Origin of the sequence: Fictibacillus nanhaiensis (genome assembly GCF_036213205.1) — a bacterium.
Classification (GTDB): Bacteria; Bacillota; Bacilli; order Bacillales; family Fictibacillaceae; genus Fictibacillus; species Fictibacillus nanhaiensis_E.
Genome location: NZ_JARMFC010000006.1, coordinates 224,626 through 242,768 on the forward strand (window position 1 = coordinate 224,626; position 18,143 = coordinate 242,768).

The window sequence follows — 18,143 nt, forward strand, 5'->3', positions numbered from 1 at the left end:
TCTACAGCAAGATAGTGAAACTTTGCAGCAAATAATTGATGGGACTCAAAGTAAGATTATTACTAAAAAGAGTCAAATGAATTCCAACTTAGATACCATCGAAAAAGAATTAGACAAAATTGATAAAATTCGTAAAGTCATGTTAGACAAATTATTAGAAGGTGTAATTACAGACGATGTATACAAAATGAAAGAAGCTGAAAACAAACAAAAAGCAACTGAATTAAATAATAAGAAAAATCAAATGCAATTTACGGATACAGAACAATTATTTAAATTAAACATGAAAAAGTTTATGAATGCCATCGAAGGGTTTAAAGATATTGAAAAAATGAGTAACTTAGATATGCGAAACCTAATAGATGTGATCTATGTGGATGGAGAAGACATTGAGATTGTTATGAAGATCCAAAAGAGCGAATTTGACGCTAAAGAGTTCTTAGAGTTTGACCCAATCGTTAGTACAATTGGTTCTTCTGCTACTCACAAGAAAGTACTTGAGAATCCAGATCTGATCTCACAGACAGTTTTATCAAAAGGACTAGATGCAGGAACGGCTTTTGAGATTCTGTCCATTGATATTGCTGACATAGATATTGGCAAGAACATCGGAGCGGAACTTCAAACAGATCAAGCAATGGCAGATAAGAATATCGCTCAGGCAAAAGCAGAAGAAAGACGTGCAATGGCTGTAGCGAAAGAACAAGAGATGAAGGCAAAAGTACAAGAGATGAGAGCGAAAGTTGTAGAGGCAGAAGCAGAGGTTCCAATGGCATTAGCAGAAGCTCTTCGTTCTGGTAACATGGGTTTTATGGATTATATGAACATGAAGAACATAATGGCAGACACGACGATGCGTGAATCAATCAGTAAATCATCAAACCCTGATAAAGAGAATGATGATAAAGGGCGGAAGTTGTAACTATGAATATCATAGAAGCGATTATTGAACTTCTACTTGCAAATATCGCTTTTGTTATTCTGATTGCAGGCGGCTTGTATAGTTTCTTTAAGCGCCAAAAAGAAATGAAGGAACCGAAACGTTCGGAACCGAATCGTCGTAAAAGAGAAGCGCCTAAACAAACTGTTTCACCTTTTGGTCTACCCGCTGAGCCTCGAGTGAAAAAAGCAAAAGAAGCGATTGAGAGAGGAACGGCTAAAATGGCTGAGAAAGTATATGAACAGCCAACCTATAAACGTCAGGTTAAACAGGCAGAAAAAGTCTCTAATCGGTACCAAGATAAAGAAGATAAAATGATGAACGATTTTAAAGTAGATCAACATGAACTGCAAAAAGCAGTCATATGGTCAGAGATTCTTTCAAAGCCTAGAGCGTTACAAAAGCGTTCGTAACAAAGAGATACTTGTAATTAGAGTGATAGTTTCCCCCCTTCTCTCATAAAAATGGAGAGAGGGGGTTTTTTTATGGGCAAATTGCGGCAGCAAGTAAACAAATGGATGATGCAAAACCTTGAGCTACCAGCAGATGTAGTGATGGATTTACCCCGGATCACGATGATTGGACAACTGCACATATATATTGAGAACCATAGAGGAGTAAAGGCATTCTCCAATGAACAACTCACACTCAAGCTAAAACAAGGCATGCTTCATATAAAAGGAAGTGAGTTTGTTATTAAAACGATCTTACCTGAAGAAATCTTATTAGAAGGTACGATCTCTTCTGTCGACTTCGAAAACGAATAAGACTGTATTAACAGGGAGGGAAAAGATGAAAACGAAATGGAACCATTTGAAAGGGTATGTAAGGATAGAAATTATTGGACAAGATTCTAGTACATTTATCAATACGTGTATTCAATCAGATATTGGAATATGGGATATACAGCCACTTGATAACAACCGCGCGCTCGTCTCCATATCTGTCTCAGATGTACAAAAAGCAAGAAGGATTTTAAAAGAAAACAAGTTAAAGATCAGGATCAAAGAAAAGAAGGGTACACCATTTCTTCTAAAAAGAATGTGGAAGAGAAACGGTTTTATCCTTGGTATGCTGTCGTTTATCTTATTATTATTTTTATTATCTAATATGATTTGGAATATAAATGTTACTGGGGCAAATCCTAAGACAGAATACGAGTTAAGAAAAGCAGCAGTAGAACTCGGAGTAACAAAAGGTAAATTTATTTTTTTGTTGCCGAATGTTAGAGAGATACAGCGAGATCTAACAGAAAAGATGGATAACGTGACTTGGATCGGCGTTACTCAGCATGGTACTTCTTACCGATTTGAAGTTGTGGAAAAAGAGATTCCAGAAGCTAAGCAAGTTACAGGGCCAAGACACCTTGTCGCCACAAAAGAAGCTGTTATTCACTCTGTATTCGTCGAAAAAGGACAACCTATTGTACGTACTAACGACTATGTAAAAAAAGGATCATTATTAGTCTCTGGTCTAATCGGTAAAGAAAAGAAGCCGCAACTTGTAAGTGCGAAAGGTGAAATTTGGGGAGAAGTTTGGTATCAAACAGAAGTCGAGGTACCTTTAAATACATCTTTTCAAACCTACACCGGCAAATACAAAAATAGGCATTATGTTTCACTTTTCGGACTAAATGTTCCTGTTTACGGATTTTCAGAAGGAGAATTTAAAGATAAAACGGAAACACTGAATGAATCCCCTCTTTATTTAGCCAAATGGAAAATGCCCTTTTCATATATAAAGAAGGAGATTAGGGAAACAGATGGAGTAAAGCGTTCTTATACGAAAGCTGAAGCAATTGAAGTAGGGAAAAAGATGGCAAAGAAGGAACTTACAAAAAAATTACCTGATGAAGCAAAAATTAATGGTGAAAAAGTTTGGCAACAAAACGTCTCGAATGGTAAAGTTAAACTAACGATGCTCTACCAAGTAATTGAAAATATTGCATCTGCACAACCTATACCTATCCAACAAGGAGAATGAGTAGTTTGTCAGAAACGAAAAGACTTAATTCATTACAACTTGAAAATACGACAGAAGCAGCTTCACTTTTTGGGCCGAACGATGCTTTCTTAAAGGTGATTGAAGACAAGCTTAACGTAAGTATAGTCACTAGAGGAGAAGACATTTTAGTCTCAGGTGAACTGAATAAAGCAGAAATGGTTGAAGAGACTTTGTTTGTATTGCTGAAATTGGTGCGAAAAGGTATCAAGATCTCAGAAAGAGACATAGTTTATGCTGTTCAGCTTGCAGAAAAAAATATGCTGGATGAATTAAGTGAGCTTTATGAGGAAGATATTGCTGTTACCGCTAAAGGGAAACCAATTCGTGTAAAAACTTTAGGGCAGCGTCATTATGTGCAGTCCATGAGAAAGCGCGACCTCGTTTTTGGCATCGGTCCTGCTGGTACAGGAAAAACCTATCTTGCGGTTGTTATGGCCGTCAATGCTTTAAAAGATGGTAAGATGAAAAAAATCGTGCTTACTCGTCCTGCTGTTGAAGCGGGTGAGAGCCTAGGGTTTCTCCCAGGTGATCTTAAAGAAAAAGTAGATCCTTATCTACGTCCCCTCTACGATGCTCTACATGACCTGCTGGGTGCTGAGCATACAGAAAGGCTAATCGAACGTGGTACGATTGAAATTGCTCCGCTCGCGTACATGAGAGGCCGTACGCTTGATGAAAGCTTCGTTATTTTAGATGAAGCTCAAAATACTACACCAGAACAGATGAAGATGTTTATAACGCGTCTTGGTTTTGGATCGAAGATGGTCATCACAGGAGATCTTACGCAAATAGATCTTCCACGTGGAAAAGAATCGGGATTAAAAGTAACTGAAAAAAGGCTTGAAAGCGTTAAAGGTATCGATTTTATATACTTAAAACAATTGGATGTAGTTCGCCATCCGCTTGTGCAGCGAATTATTGAAGCATATGAAACATACGAAGACTAAGGACTCCATCCTTTCTGGAGTCTTTTTTCTTTGTCTAAATGGATACTCCCTACCTTATACATTTATGTAAGTAGTATGTGTGGAGGGATTTAGTGGCAAATTGAATAAATAAACCAACTAATTAAGCTTTTCTTGTTGAGAAGTACCATAATTGACCAACTTTTGCTAAGATTAGAATAGGATGTACAGTTTAAGGGGTGGTAACGTTTGGCCAATTTCAGGCATCTTTTGTCTAATTACTTTCGTTTGAGTGTAGCAACGGTATCCTTTATCGTAATGGGAATCATTCTATTTTCCCTGTTAGTCAGCAACGTAACTCCTAATGTAGTAAATGTTAACGTCTATGAGCGTTCACCACGGGACATTCAATCACCGATCACCATCCCGTTAGAAGACCAGACACAAGCCAGAAAGAAGCTCGCTGAAGAAAGTATTAAGAATGAGTACACGTTTAATAAAGACCTCGCCTTAGTACAAGCGGAGGCATTAAAGGATTTATTAGATATCGTCATAACGATTACCGAATCTGAAGAAAAGAAGAAAAAGGAAGATGAGGCTACTCTTTCTTTAGATCAAAAGGTTATTCAATTAAAAGATTCTATTGATAAGTCTGACATATCTGATGAAACGTATATTGCACTCGCTGAAGCGAGTAAAGCAGAATTGAATAATGTGAAAAATTTAGCTCCCGATGTTGTGAATAAAGTATTATCAGAACCCGTAATGGTCGAAGAAGTGGAAGAGGCAAGAAGTGAAGCTGTTCAATTGATACGTGATAATAATCTCCCTTATTCACTTCGAAATGCAACAGAAGAAATTACGAGGAGTTTTATCATAGCCAATAGAACGTTAGATACAGAGAAAACACGTCAAAAACGTAAAGAAGCAAGCGACAAAGTAGAAGAAGTTGTGATTAGAGAAGGGGAAGTTCTCGTTAAAAGCGGGGCAGTAATCACGCCTGAAATCTATGATAGGCTCAAAAAGGTTGGATTATTAGATCAGGAAATGAAAACGTATCCTTATTACGGATTGTTCCTTTTTGTACTGATCGTGATGGCTGGTTTGTATTACTTTATGAAAGAAGAACGTGAGAAAGAGCATTTTCGCAAATATGTAACCATCTATGCCCTATTGTTTACGTTAACACTAGTTGTGATGAAAGTACTGAGTGTTAGTACAGAACTTGGTCTCATGAGCCTCATGTATGCTGTCCCTGTTGCGGCAGGTGCGATGATGATTAAGATGTTGTTCAACGAAGAGCTTGCAGTCGTGTCTACGATTATCTTTGCGTTTAGTGCAGCATTGATCTTTAACGAACAAACAGCCGGGAATTTTAATTTCATAATGAGCATGTATGTTTTATTTAACGGCATTTCAGGTATCGTTTTTTTAGGCAAAACACAGCAACGCTCGAAAATCTTGCAAGCTGGATTTTTCGTTTCTTTTATAGCCATCCTAACAGTAGCGAGTGTGTTATTGCTGCAAAACGGAAAATTCACATCACTGCAGATAGGGTTAGATCTTGGTTGTGCAGCTATATCAGGATTTGTTTCAGCAGTGTTAACACTAGGACTTCTTCCGGTCATAGAATCATCGTTTAACATATTATCTGTAACAAAGTTAATTGAGCTTTCGAATCCTAACCATCCTATTCTTAGAAAAGTACTCATGGAAGCACCAGGGACGTATCATCATAGCATTATGGTCGCCAACCTGTCAGAAGCAGCATGTGAGTCTATAGGTGCTAACGGTCTACTAGCTAGAGTAGGATCTTATTACCACGATGTTGGAAAAACAAAACGGCCGCATTTCTTTATTGAAAATCAGATGAATATGGACAACCCGCATGATAAGATAGCGCCACAATTGAGTAAGACCATCATCACAGCACATCCTTATGATGGAGCAGATATGCTCAGAGCAGAAAAGATACCGAAAGAGATTATTGATATCGCTGAACAGCACCATGGAACGACGTTGTTAAAATTCTTTTATCATAAAGCAGCTCAGCTAACAGATAAGGAAGTAGCAGAATCAGATTTCCGATATCCAGGGCCAAAAGCGCAGACGAAAGAAGTTGCAATCATCGGGATCTCAGATGCAGTAGAAGCTGCTGTTCGATCGTTGTCGAAACCTACACCAGTTAAAATCGATGGGATCATTCGAAAAATTATTAATGATAGGCTAGAAGATGGTCAGTTCGATGAATGTGATATCACGTTAAAAGAGTTAGACATAGTCGCAAAAACACTTACAGAAACGTTAAAAGGAATTTTTCATTCCAGAATTGAGTATCCAGAAGAAACAAAAAAGGTGGAAAAACAATGATGCTACATGTAGAGTATTTAAACGAGATCGATGAAAACAGTTCTGAATTTCAAGAGTTATTAAGCAAAGTTCTTGAAAAAGCGGCGGAGATGGAAGAAACAGGTCAAGCGGAAGTATCTGTAACGATTGTGACAAAAGAACGAATCCAGGAAATAAACAATGAATACAGACAAAAAGATAGTGTAACAGATGTTATCTCTTTTGCTATGGAAGAAATGGGTGAAGATGAGACAGAGATCATCGGCGGAGAAGAGACGAGATTCTTAGGTGATATCATCATCTGTCTTGATGTAGCGAAAGAACAAGCGGCAGAATACGGACACTCTCTTGAGAGAGAGATGGGCTTTCTTGCCGTACATGGCTTCTTGCATTTATTAGGCTATGACCATATGAACGATGAGGATGAAAAAAGAATGTTTGGAAGACAAGAAGAGATTCTGGAGCAATATGGTCTAAAAAGATGATAGCTTGGAAAAAGTTGTTCTCGAGTTTTATTTTTGCTTTTACAGGAATAATCTCAACGTTTAAATCGGAACAAAATTTTAGAATCCATACCTTTGTGAGTGTAATCGTGATTATTTTCGCGATTGCACTTGATTTTTCTATAGAGAGGTTCGTCCTCTTATTTATTGTAATTGGAATAGTACTATCGCTAGAGCTTGTAAACACTGCGATAGAGAGCACGATCGATCTCATAACAGAGAAAAAACATCCGCTTGCGAAGAAGGCAAAAGACGCCGCTGCAGGTGCAGTTTTGGTTTTTTCAATATTTGCTGTTATAATCGGTATACTGCTATTTATTGAACCACTGATAGATAGTATGAAGCTATATTTGTTAAGAAGGTGAAAGAGTAATGAATAAAGAACAATTGATGGAACAAGCAAAACTTGCACGTGAAAAGGCTTACGTACCTTACTCTAAGTTTCAAGTAGGTGCAGCTCTACTAACGGCTGAAGGTAAAGTATACAATGGAGCGAATATTGAGAATGCAGCTTACAGTTTAACGTGCTGTGCTGAACGTACAGCATTATTTAAAGCGTATACAGAAGGTGACACAAAGTTCAGCGCAATTGCGGTTGTAGCAGATACGAAGCGTCCTGTGCCCCCATGTGGAGCCTGCCGTCAAGTTATCTCTGAGTTATGTCCGCCAGAAATGCCTGTTTATTTAACAAACCTTAAAGGTGATGTACAGGAGATCTTAGTAAAAGATCTATTGCCAGGTGCATTTTCACCGGAGGATCTAAATGATTAAAGAAGGCTTTAAATCAGGTTTTGTAACGATTATCGGCAGACCTAACGTAGGTAAATCTACACTTTTAAACAAAGTGATCGGACAGAAAATCGCCATAATGAGTGACAAGCCTCAAACAACAAGAAATAAGATACAAGCGGTTTATACAACAGATGAATCTCAAGTCATCTTTATTGATACACCAGGTATTCATAAACCGAAGCATAAGCTAGGCGATTTTATGACAAGAACGGCACAGCAGACATTAAATGAAGTCGACCTTATCCTGTTCGTTATTAATGCTGAAGAAGGATATGGCCGTGGTGATCAGTTCATTATCGACAGACTTCAAAATGTGAAAAATCCAGTCTTTTTAGTCATAAATAAAATCGATAAAGTACATCCTGATCAATTATTGCCGCTTATAGATATGTATAGAAATAAATTAGACGTTGCTGAAGTCGTGCCGATCTCTGCACTTAACGGCAACAACGTGGACACGCTTTTAGAACAGATCGTTTCCTACATGGAAGAAGGGCCGCAATTTTACCCTGAAGACCAAGTAACCGATCATCCAGAGCGATTTATTACGGCAGAATTGATTCGTGAGAAAGTTCTACATCTTACACGAGAAGAGATTCCTCACTCCGTAGCAGTTGTTATTGAAGAGATGAAAGAACGGGAAGAAAAGAACGTTGTGTTTGTTAACGCAACGATCATCGTAGAACGTTCGTCGCAAAAAGGAATTATCATCGGAAAACAAGGAAAGATGCTAAAAGAGATTGGAAAAAGAGCAAGAGCAGACATTGAAACCCTCTTAGGCTCGCGTGTCTTTTTAGAATTGTACGTAAAAGTACAAAACGACTGGAGAAATCGTCAAAAGCAGCTAACCGAGTTCGGTTTCAACGAGGATGAGTATTAATTTTTACTAAAGATCATACTTTTATTTCTAAGTTTGTCATCATTGTATGGTTGATTGGAATGCAGGATGCGAGACTCCTGCGGGACGAGTGGGACAGGTGAGACCCCTCAAGGTGCGTAGCGGCGAGGGGGCTCACCGCCCGCCCCGCGGAAAGCGAGCATCCGGAATGGAAATCAACCACTTTCAAATTGGTGAATACAGCTAAAGTAAAAAACTGTTAAAATTTCCTTGACATGAAATAAACAATTAAGGTGAACCTAGTTATTACAGGAGAAAAACAAATAGAAAGGTGTGTCCAAACATGAAAGAATTTACTTGGAAAGTATTCTGTGAAACGGGCAGTATTGATACCTATTTGTTATACAAAGAGCTAGACCATGAAATAACAGCACTATCAGCAGTTATTCCTTATGAAGAGTCTCTTGAGGAACCTCCATTTCATTAATAAGTAACTACGGTGCCTTCTTAGATTTAAAGAGGGTGGTGATTTACCTTGCTTTATAAAGTGGAAGGAATCGTCATTAAAACCGTTCTGTATGGTGAATCCAATACGATTATCACTTTGTATACAAAAGAATTTGGGAAAGTCGGCGTGATGGCAAGAGGAGCCAAAAAGCCCAAAAGTCGCTTTACTTCCATTACGCAGCTTTTTACATACGGAATTTTTGTTTTTCAAAAAGGCAGAGGGCTTGGAACTTTACAGCAAGGTGAGGCGCTGTCCTCTTTCAGAAAAATAAGAGAAGATCTAGTTAAGACAGCTTATGCGGCTTACTTAGCAGAACTTTTAGATAGAAATACTTCTGAGGATGATCTGAAACCAGACCTTTTCGGATGGATCAAGCAGTCCTTAGAATATATTAATCATGGTATCGATCCCGAAGTTATTACCTTTTTATTTGAAATAAAAATAATGAAAACGAGTGGAATCGTACCTGAACTGAGTAAATGTGTTTCATGTCATTCAACTGAAGGTGATTTTTCTTTCTCAATCAGAGAAGGAGGTTTTCTTTGTGAAAGATGTTCATACAAAGACCCTTATCGAATGCGAATTTCAAGGAGTTCGGTAAAGCTACTCCATATGTTTTATCACCTCGATCTTGCAAGGCTTGGAAATGTCTCCTTAAAAATGGAAACGAAGAGAGAGCTTCGAATGTTATTTGACGCTTATATGGACGAATACTCAGGTGTATTTTTAAAATCAAAGAAGTTTCTGAAACAATTAGATGATTTATCGTGAAAAACTGTGAAGCTTTTATTCTTTACAGTTTTTTTAGTTCGCTTTCTCCATCAAATAGGTTATAATAATGAGAATAAGTATAACACATTGGATGCGGCAAAAGGTGGTGTACACGATCGAACTTAATAAGAGGCAGCAAAAAATCATTGAAATTGTTAAAGATAACGGGCCAATTACAGGTGAACAAATTGCAGATCAATTAGATCTTACAAGGGCTACACTTAGACCCGATCTTGCCATTCTAACAATGGCAGGATATTTAGATGCAAGGCCAAGAGTCGGTTATTTTTATACAGGGAAGACTGGTTCACAGCTTTTAACAGAAAAAATAAAAAAGATAAAAGTTGCTGAATTCACATCGATGCCTGTGGTTGTACAAGATTCAGCTACGGTCTACGAAGCTATCTGTACGATGTTTTTGGAGGATGTTGGAACTTTATTTATTATTAATAGGAACGGACATCTTGCTGGCGTAGCATCGCGAAAGGATTTATTAAGAGCAAGTATGGGGAAACAAGAGATCAATAGTATTCCGATTAACATTATAATGACAAGGATGCCTAATATTACATATTGTTTTAAAGACGATTATTTATTAGATATCGCACACATCTTGATAAGAAAACAAATCGATTGTCTTCCAGTAGTTAAACGCTCAGACGATGAGAGCGGTTTTGATGTTGTAGGTAGGATTACGAAGACGAATATTACAAAGGCTTTTGTTGAACTAGCACATGACGAATTATTATAATTGAATGGGGAGGCCAACATGACAGGACGTCCTATCGTATATGTCGTTTCCGATTCAGTCGGAGAAACGGCAGAGTTGGTTGTTAAAGCGGCCGCGAGCCAATTTAATTCAAATGGAATAGAGATTAAGAGAGTGCCTTATGTGGAGGATAAAGAAACGATTGATGAGGTAATCTCATTAGCGAAGGACCATAACGGGATCATTGCTTTTACCCTTGTAGTGCCTGAAATAAGTGAATATGTTTCTAAGCAAGCTGCACTTTACAATATCCCTACAGTGGACATTATGGGTCCGATTATGAATCAACTGCAATCTCGGTTGAATCAAGTTCCGAGATATGAACCCGGAGTCGTGCATAAACTGGATGATGATTACTTCCGAAAAGTAGAAGCTATCGAGTTTGCTGTAAAATATGATGATGGCAGAGATCCTAGAGGAATTCTGAAAGCTGATGTAGTTTTAATCGGTGTTTCCAGAACTTCAAAAACGCCACTTTCACAATACTTAGCACATAAACGGTTAAAGGTAGCAAATGTACCCATCGTTCCAGAAGTAGAACCGCCAGAAGAATTGTTTAAAGTATCACCAAACAAATGCTTTGGTCTAAAGATTACGCCTGAAAAATTAAACGACATACGCAGAGAACGTTTAAAAGCGCTTGGTTTAAACTCTGAAGCGAACTACGCTAACATGGAAAGAATCAAGCAAGAGCTCATCTACTTTAATAAGATCGTTGATCAAATTGGATGCAGAGTGGTTGAGGTATCCAACAAAGCGGTTGAAGAATCTGCTAATGTGATCTATAACTTGTTCCAAGGAAAATCATATAAATAAAGCGCAAATCATTGCGCTTTTTTATTTTCATCATTTTACTGGTAAAACACAGAGACTTTTATTATAATATTACATTGTGATTAAATTTTATAACTTTGTCCAAAATAGTGATAAATTGAGTATGCTAAATTTAAGCAAATACTCTTATTTGAAGGAGAATAACTGTAAAAGTAGAACTTAAGAATATGGAAAAAATAATTGGTAATGTATTTGTAGATGCAGATGCTTGTCCTGTTGTTATAAAGGAAGAAATATTTAAGCTCTCCAAAATGTTAGATTTTGAACCCATATTCGTTACATCCTATGCTCACGCAAGTAGCGCTGAACAACCAGGTCGTTGGATATTGGTTGATGCTAGTCCCGAAGAAGTTGATCTTTACATACATAATCATTCTAAAAAAAATGATCTTGTTGTGACTCAAGATCATGCCCTCGCAAGTCTTCTTCTTTCAAAAGGGGTTTATGTTATCACCCCGAGGGGGAAACAATTTCAAGAGAATGAAATGGAGCAAGTTCTTCACGAACGTTACATGGCTGCTAAAGCTAGACGTTCTGGTAAGCATTCAAAAGGACCTTCTAAATTTAAAAAAGAAGACACAGAAAGATTCTGCACAGTTTTTTGCGAAATCCTGTCGAAAGTTGAAGGAAAATAGAATTGTGCCACGAATATATATCTAGTGTCTAAAAGAAACAGAGATTCTGTGGTGGTAATATGGAACGTATACCTGAGGATTTAATAGAGAAGGTCAGGTCATCAAATGATATTGTTGACGTGATCAGTGATTATGTTCCTCTTAAGAAACAAGGCAGAAATTATTTTGGTTTATGTCCTTTTCATGGGGAAAAATCACCATCCTTTTCTGTCTCACCTGAAAAACAGATTTACCATTGTTTCGGTTGTGGAGCAGGAGGCAATGTTTTTTCTTTTTTGATGAACATTGAAGGGTACTCTTTTATTGAAGCTGTAACGCAGCTTGGAAAAAAAAGTGATATCGAACTTCCTCAAATTCATCAGCAAAACTTCTCCGAAAAAAGCTCTGACGAAAAAAAGGCGATGACTGAGATTCATGAGTTGTTGGCTAAATTGTATCATCACTGCTTACTTCACACAAAACAAGGAAGGCCAGCTTTAGAGTATTTGGAGAACAGGGGGTTCACGAGAGAATCCATAGAGCGGTTCCAAATCGGTTTTGCCCCAGATTCTTGGGAGACCGCATCACAATTTCTCCAAAAGCGAGGAATGGATCTAAACATCGCTGAAAAAGTTGGGTTGATTGGAAAGAGGCAATCTGATGGGAAACCTTATGATCGATTTCGAAATCGAATCATGTTTCCGATTTGGGATCGTACAGGTGCGGTCGTTGCTTTTGGCGGCAGGGTTTTAGACGGAAAGGACGAGCCAAAGTACCTTAACAGTCCAGAGTCAAAAATCTTCCAGAAGGGGAGAACTTTGTATGGTTTAAACCTTGCACGGGCGGAGATGAGACAGAAACAGCATGCTGTCATCTTTGAGGGTTATGTGGATACAATTGCAGCCTATAGAGCAGGAGTTACAAATGGAGTTGCTACATTAGGTACCTCGTTAACGGATGATCATGCAGCCATTTTGAAACGAAATGTTCAATCTGTCACAATCTGCTATGACTCTGACCGAGCAGGAGTTGAAGCTGCGTTTCGAGCTTCAGAAATATTAACAAAACAAGGCTGTACCGTGAAGATTTCACAGATGCCTGACGGAATGGACCCCGATGACTATATCTCGCAATTTGGAAACGATTCGTTCTTAACGGATATAATAGGGGCTAGCCTAACTGTTATGGCATTCAAAATACAATATTACAGACGTGGTAAAAACCTTCGGGATGAAGGAGAACGGATGATCTATATCGAAGAGATTATCCAGGAAATTGCGCGTCTGCCAAAAGCGGTTGAACGAGATCATTATCTCCGACAGATCGCATCTGAATTTAATCTGTCATTAGATGCTCTTAAACAGCAGCAGACACAGACTACGAAGCAACTGCAAAGGTCTAAGGATAACGGCCCTAAAAAGCGGGATAATAATTTTAGAATACAAACACTTTTGCAAAAGTCATTGTTGCCGAGAAATCTGAATGCTGAACGTATCGTTCTTGCACATATGTTAAAAAGTGAGGAAGCTGCTTTTTTAATTCAAGAAAAGTTGGATTCGGGCTTTAATGTTGAAGAACATAATGCGATTGCTGCTTACTTATATGCCTTTTATGAAGAAGGAAATAAACCCAATGTTGGGTTGTTCATGCAGCGTATCGATGATGACAAATTAAGGAAATTAGCTTCAGAATTGGCGATGCTTACAATCAGTGAAGAGCTGAATGAAATAGAGCTCGCAGATTATATTCGTATTATTTCTAGCTATCCTTTATTGCGGGAGATACAAGAAAAAGAAAAGCAGCAAGAAGACGCAATAAGAAGGAATGAAATAAAACTGGCAGCCCAAATTGCCCAAGAAATTATGAGAATGAAAAGATCTCTTAAATAATCGGGATGTAGGATGGTTGAAGTTTTGGAAGGAGGGGATCGAATGGCTGAGAAACCAAACCGTCAAGGAACGGAAGGCGAATTAACCATCGATCAAGTTAAAGAACAATTAGTTGAGGCCGGTAAAAAGCGAGGACGGCTAACATATACTGAAATCACAAGTAAGCTGGCACCTTTTGAACAAGATTCAGATCAAATGGACGAATTCTATTCATATCTCGAAGAACAAGGTGTTGAAGTTGCTGAGGCGTCCGAAGATGCAGAAGACGATGAAGATCCTAAGTTCGAGATGGAAAAAGAGGAAGAAGAATTCGATCTTAATGACCTAAGCGTACCACCTGGGGTTAAGATCAACGATCCTGTCCGTATGTACTTAAAAGAAATCGGACGTGTAGACTTACTTTCAGCAGATGAAGAGATCGAACTAGCAAAACGTATCGAGAACGGTGATGAAGAAGCTAAACGCCGTCTTGCAGAAGCTAACTTACGATTGGTTGTAAGTATTGCAAAACGTTATGTTGGCCGTGGAATGCTGTTCCTTGACCTTATTCAAGAAGGTAACATGGGATTGATCAAAGCTGTTGAAAAGTTCGACTATGATAAAGGATTTAAATTTAGTACGTATGCGACTTGGTGGATCCGACAGGCGATCACCCGTGCTATTGCTGACCAAGCTCGTACGATTCGTATTCCTGTTCACATGGTAGAGACGATTAATAAACTGATTCGAGTTCAACGTCAGCTACTTCAAGATCTTGGCCGCGAGCCATCACCTGAAGAAATCGGTGCTGAGATGGAACTAACTCCTGAGAAGGTCCGTGAAATCCTGAAGATTGCTCAAGAGCCTGTCTCTTTAGAGACACCTATTGGTGAGGAAGACGATTCACATCTTGGTGATTTTATTGAAGATCAGGATGCATTAGCCCCTTCAGAAGCTGCTGCCTATGAACTATTAAAAGAACAGCTTGAAGATGTTCTAGATACCTTAACTGATCGAGAAGAAAATGTTCTTCGACTGCGTTTCGGACTTGATGACGGACGTACTCGCACACTTGAAGAAGTAGGTAAAGTGTTTGGAGTAACGCGTGAACGTATTCGTCAGATCGAAGCTAAAGCACTCCGTAAACTCCGCCATCCAAGCAGAAGTAAACGATTAAAAGACTTCTTAGAATAGAAAGTTTGCCCTAATTTGGGCAAGCTTTTTTTATTTCTTTTATTTTACTTATTATTCCACTTCAATGCAAACTCATCAAAAACTCATTTTGTTATACTGTTTTCTACGAAATTCTATTTTTTGCTTGCTTATTCTCCTTAATGTTAAATTAAAAATTCTTTAAATCTTGTAAAAATTCAGCCTTTATATCTATAATAAATATGAAAGCGCATACAAATAAGAGCGTAAATTTATTAAAGGGTGGGATGCAACCATGAATTTTACATTAACAGAAGAGCAGTTGATGATTCAAAAAATGATGAGAGAATTTGCAGATGAAGTAGTAGCACCGGGAGCTGAAGCAAGAGATAAAAATAAAGAATTCCCGGTTGAAATTTTTCAAAAGCTTTCAAAATTAGGAATGATGGGTCTGCCTTTTCCTGAAGAATATGGTGGTGGCGGAGCTGATACGATAAGTTTTGCAATTGCTGTAGAAGAGCTAAGCCGCGCTTGTGGATCTACTGGAATTACATATTCTGCACATGTTTCATTAGGTGGAGCTCCCTTAAATCTCTTCGGCACTCACGAACAAAAAGAAAAATATCTAACACCAATCTGTACAGGAGACTCTCTTGGAGCATTCGGGTTAACCGAACCAAATGCAGGTTCTGATGCTGGTGGTACAGAAACAACGGCGAAAGCTGAAAATGGTGAATGGGTCATTAATGGCTCTAAATGCTATATCACGAATGCGAGTTATGCAAAACATTTAGCATTAACCGCCATTACAAATAGAAACGGAAACGATAAAGAAATCTCAGCCATTATCGTACCAACTGATGCTAAAGGTTTCCGTGTTATCGATAATTACGAAAAAATGGGTCTTCACTCTTCTAATACCACTGAACTTTTTATGGAAGATGTGAGAGTACCAGAAGAAAACTTATTAGGAAAGCGTGGAGACGGCTTTAAACAGTTCCTGGTGACGTTGGATGGAGGACGAATAGGAATTGGGGCGATGGCGGTTGGAATTGCACAGGCGGCCTATGAGAAGGCTCTAACATATTCAAAAGAACGCAAACAATTTGGGAGATCGATTTCAAAGTTCCAAGTTATTCAATTTAAGCTGGCAGATATGGCCATGAAGATCGAGCTTGCGAGATTAATGGTATACAAAGCGGCCTGGCTTAAAGATCAAGGTAAGAAGTTCTCTAAAGAAGCTTCGATGGCAAAATTATATGCATCAGAAGCGTGTATGCAAATCTGTTCTGAATCTGTTCAAATTCACGGAGGTAATGGCTATATGAGAGATTATCATGTGGAACGTTATTTCAGAGATGCTAAACTTCTTGAAATTGGAGAAGGTACTTCAGAAATCCAACGCATCGTTATTGCAAGAGAGATTGGCTGCTAATATTCATTAAAAGATGAAGTGATGGGGTGAATTATGGCTGAACTAATGAAAGTAACTGTAGGGGATTGTTTAAGGAAACAAGCGTTAGAACAAAAAGATCAAGAAGCTATGGTTTACAGCAAACTAGGAATTCGCTACACCTATCAAGAATTTTATGAATTAACGACTAAGGTTGCCAAAGGTTTGATGGCGATGGGGATTGAAAAAGGAGATCATATAGCTGTTTGGGCTACGAATGTTCCCGAGTGGCTACTACTTCAGTTCGGTTCTGCACGAGCTGGTGCTGTTTTAGTAACGGTAAACACGAATTATCAATCTTCTGAATTAGATTACTTGTTGAAGCAGTCTGATGCAAAGGCTTTATTCTTTATAGAACAATTCCGAACTACATCTTACAAAGGTATGGTGGACTCCGTTAAAGACCGCATATCGGAATTTCCTGTATTGAAACATTTTATCCAGTTGGATACTGAATCTTCATCTTATGAGACCTTTTCAGATATGTTGGAAGCAGGTAGTGTTATATCTGTTGAAGATCTTAAAGTGAGAGAAGCATCTCTACATTGTGATGATGTAATCAATATGCAGTACACGTCAGGAACGACAGGCTTTCCAAAAGGTGTCATGCTGACTCATTACAATATTGTAAATAACGCAAGACAGATTGCGGATAGCATGAACTTAACGAATGCAGATCGATTATGCATTCCTGTACCATTCTTTCATTGTTTCGGTTGTGTACTAGGTACCCTTGCAGCAGTCTCAGTCGGAGCTACGATGGTACCTATTGTGCAATTTGATCCTCAGGAAGTTTTAGAAACAGTTCAAAACGAAAAGTGTACAGGATTGCATGGAGTACCTACGATGTTCATCGCAGAATTAAATCTTCCTGATTTTGATTCTTACAATCTAGGCACACTACGTACAGGAATCATGGCAGGATCACCTTGTCCGATTGAAGTGATGAAGAAAGTTATCGGTAAGATGGGAATGTCAGAGATTACAATTGCTTATGGCCAAACGGAGTCATCCCCTGTTATCACTCAAACCAGAACAGATGACCCAATAGAACGCAGAGTTGAAACGGTTGGAAAGAAGCATTCTCAAGTTGAAGCAAAAGTGGTTGATCCGATCACGAATCAAGAAGTGAACTATGGTGAACAAGGAGAACTTTGTACAAGAGGTTACCATGTTATGAAGGGCTATTACAAGATGCCACAAGCGACGAGCGAAGCGATTGATTCTGATGGATGGCTTCATACAGGAGATCTCGCAACTGTCGATAAAGAAGGCTACTTTAGAATCACAGGCCGACTAAAAGACATGATCATACGTGGCGGTGAAAACGTTTATCCGAGGGAAGTAGAAGAGTTTCTCTATTCGCATCCTTCTATATTAGATGTACAAGTGATCGGGGTGCCAGATAAGAAATTTGGAGAAAAAGTAGCAGCGTGCATTCAGGTAAAAGAAGGGCATACACTTTCCGAAGCTGAACTGAAAAATTATTGTAAAGGAAAGATCTCGCACTTTAAGATTCCGGAATATTATCTCTTTCTTGATCAGTATCCGATGACCGCCTCTGGAAAAGTACAAAAATTTAAGCTTAGAGAACAAGCGATCGAGACACTGTCAGTTATGCATGAATAGCCACCAGTAGTGTGGCTTTTTTGTTTTTTGTACCTTCTTATTAAAGCAAATGACTGAATCTACAAAAGTTAGGAAAAAAGTTTAAAAAGTTAATGCTGTGACAAAACTGGGAAAAATAGAGTTTGTACTTCCCAAGTAAACGCTTTTACAGTACAATAGGTTATGGATTGTTACTATACATATTAAGTTTATTAAGATCACAACACATGTAGTG

The 18,143-nt window shown here is 38.4% G+C and carries 18 protein-coding genes and 1 pseudogene; all 19 read left to right on the forward strand.

Annotated features, from left to right (window positions below):
* Window positions 1-454: 454 nt before the first annotated feature.
* A pseudogene (locus P4V41_RS08080) lies at window positions 455-922 on the forward strand (flotillin-like FloA family protein); the annotation flags it as partial.
* 2 nt (window positions 923-924) lie between these two features.
* The gene (locus P4V41_RS08085; RefSeq protein WP_328084357.1) at window positions 925-1,353 is read left to right on the forward strand and encodes a hypothetical protein; all 429 of its coding nucleotides are present in this window, start codon (window positions 925-927) and stop codon (window positions 1,351-1,353) included.
* Between the two features lie 72 nt (window positions 1,354-1,425).
* Complete coding sequence (gene yqfC, locus P4V41_RS08090) at window positions 1,426-1,707, forward strand: sporulation protein YqfC (RefSeq protein WP_328084358.1); 282 nt, start codon at window positions 1,426-1,428, stop codon at window positions 1,705-1,707.
* Between the two features lie 25 nt (window positions 1,708-1,732).
* On the forward strand, window positions 1,733-2,923 hold the full coding sequence (gene yqfD, locus P4V41_RS08095; protein ID WP_328084359.1) for a sporulation protein YqfD: 1,191 nt from the start codon (window positions 1,733-1,735) through the stop codon (window positions 2,921-2,923).
* 5 nt (window positions 2,924-2,928) lie between these two features.
* The gene (locus P4V41_RS08100; RefSeq protein ID WP_328084360.1) at window positions 2,929-3,891 is read left to right on the forward strand and encodes a PhoH family protein; all 963 of its coding nucleotides are present in this window, start codon (window positions 2,929-2,931) and stop codon (window positions 3,889-3,891) included.
* 207 nt (window positions 3,892-4,098) lie between these two features.
* Window positions 4,099-6,219: an HD family phosphohydrolase gene (locus P4V41_RS08105; protein ID WP_328084361.1), complete on the forward strand. Its 2,121-nt coding sequence runs from the start codon at window positions 4,099-4,101 to the stop codon at window positions 6,217-6,219.
* Window positions 6,216-6,683, forward strand: a complete 468-nt coding sequence (ybeY, locus tag P4V41_RS08110) for an rRNA maturation RNase YbeY (RefSeq protein ID WP_328084362.1) — start codon at window positions 6,216-6,218, stop codon at window positions 6,681-6,683. The genes P4V41_RS08105 and ybeY overlap by 4 nt, the downstream gene beginning before the upstream one ends.
* Window positions 6,680-7,066 (forward strand): diacylglycerol kinase family protein, encoded by a 387-nt coding sequence (locus tag P4V41_RS08115; protein WP_328084363.1) that lies wholly within the window; start codon window positions 6,680-6,682, stop codon window positions 7,064-7,066. The genes ybeY and P4V41_RS08115 overlap by 4 nt, the downstream gene beginning before the upstream one ends.
* A gap of 7 nt (window positions 7,067-7,073) precedes the next feature.
* Window positions 7,074-7,472 carry a cytidine deaminase gene (locus P4V41_RS08120; protein WP_328084364.1) on the forward strand — a complete coding sequence of 133 codons (399 nt, stop codon included), beginning with the start codon at window positions 7,074-7,076 and terminating at the stop codon, window positions 7,470-7,472.
* Window positions 7,465-8,373: a GTPase Era gene (era, locus tag P4V41_RS08125; protein WP_328084365.1), complete on the forward strand. Its 909-nt coding sequence runs from the start codon at window positions 7,465-7,467 to the stop codon at window positions 8,371-8,373. The genes P4V41_RS08120 and era overlap by 8 nt, the downstream gene beginning before the upstream one ends.
* A 301-nt stretch (window positions 8,374-8,674) precedes the next feature.
* Window positions 8,675-8,818, forward strand: coding sequence for a YqzL family protein (locus tag P4V41_RS08130; protein WP_082861442.1), 144 nt, complete (start codon window positions 8,675-8,677; stop codon window positions 8,816-8,818).
* 48 nt (window positions 8,819-8,866) lie between these two features.
* Window positions 8,867-9,610 carry a DNA repair protein RecO gene (gene recO, locus P4V41_RS08135; RefSeq protein ID WP_328084366.1) on the forward strand — a complete coding sequence of 248 codons (744 nt, stop codon included), beginning with the start codon at window positions 8,867-8,869 and terminating at the stop codon, window positions 9,608-9,610.
* Window positions 9,611-9,713: 103 nt separating this feature from the next.
* A complete protein-coding gene (locus P4V41_RS08140) occupies window positions 9,714-10,361 on the forward strand; it encodes a helix-turn-helix transcriptional regulator (RefSeq protein ID WP_328084367.1) in 648 nt (215 codons plus the stop codon).
* Window positions 10,362-10,379: 18 nt separating this feature from the next.
* Window positions 10,380-11,195 carry a pyruvate, water dikinase regulatory protein gene (locus P4V41_RS08145; protein ID WP_328084368.1) on the forward strand — a complete coding sequence of 272 codons (816 nt, stop codon included), beginning with the start codon at window positions 10,380-10,382 and terminating at the stop codon, window positions 11,193-11,195.
* Between the two features lie 185 nt (window positions 11,196-11,380).
* Window positions 11,381-11,848 carry a YaiI/YqxD family protein gene (locus tag P4V41_RS08150; protein WP_328084369.1) on the forward strand — a complete coding sequence of 156 codons (468 nt, stop codon included), beginning with the start codon at window positions 11,381-11,383 and terminating at the stop codon, window positions 11,846-11,848.
* 59 nt (window positions 11,849-11,907) lie between these two features.
* Window positions 11,908-13,716 carry a DNA primase gene (gene dnaG, locus P4V41_RS08155; RefSeq protein WP_328084370.1) on the forward strand — a complete coding sequence of 603 codons (1,809 nt, stop codon included), beginning with the start codon at window positions 11,908-11,910 and terminating at the stop codon, window positions 13,714-13,716.
* Between the two features lie 42 nt (window positions 13,717-13,758).
* Entirely contained in the window at window positions 13,759-14,889 is a 1,131-nt protein-coding gene (gene rpoD, locus P4V41_RS08160; RefSeq protein WP_328084371.1) for an RNA polymerase sigma factor RpoD, read from the forward strand.
* Between the two features lie 253 nt (window positions 14,890-15,142).
* Window positions 15,143-16,282 carry an acyl-CoA dehydrogenase family protein gene (locus P4V41_RS08165; RefSeq protein WP_328084372.1) on the forward strand — a complete coding sequence of 380 codons (1,140 nt, stop codon included), beginning with the start codon at window positions 15,143-15,145 and terminating at the stop codon, window positions 16,280-16,282.
* 33 nt (window positions 16,283-16,315) lie between these two features.
* On the forward strand, window positions 16,316-17,929 hold the full coding sequence (locus P4V41_RS08170) for an AMP-binding protein (RefSeq protein ID WP_328084373.1): 1,614 nt from the start codon (window positions 16,316-16,318) through the stop codon (window positions 17,927-17,929).
* The last annotated feature ends 214 nt before the right edge of the window (window positions 17,930-18,143 follow it).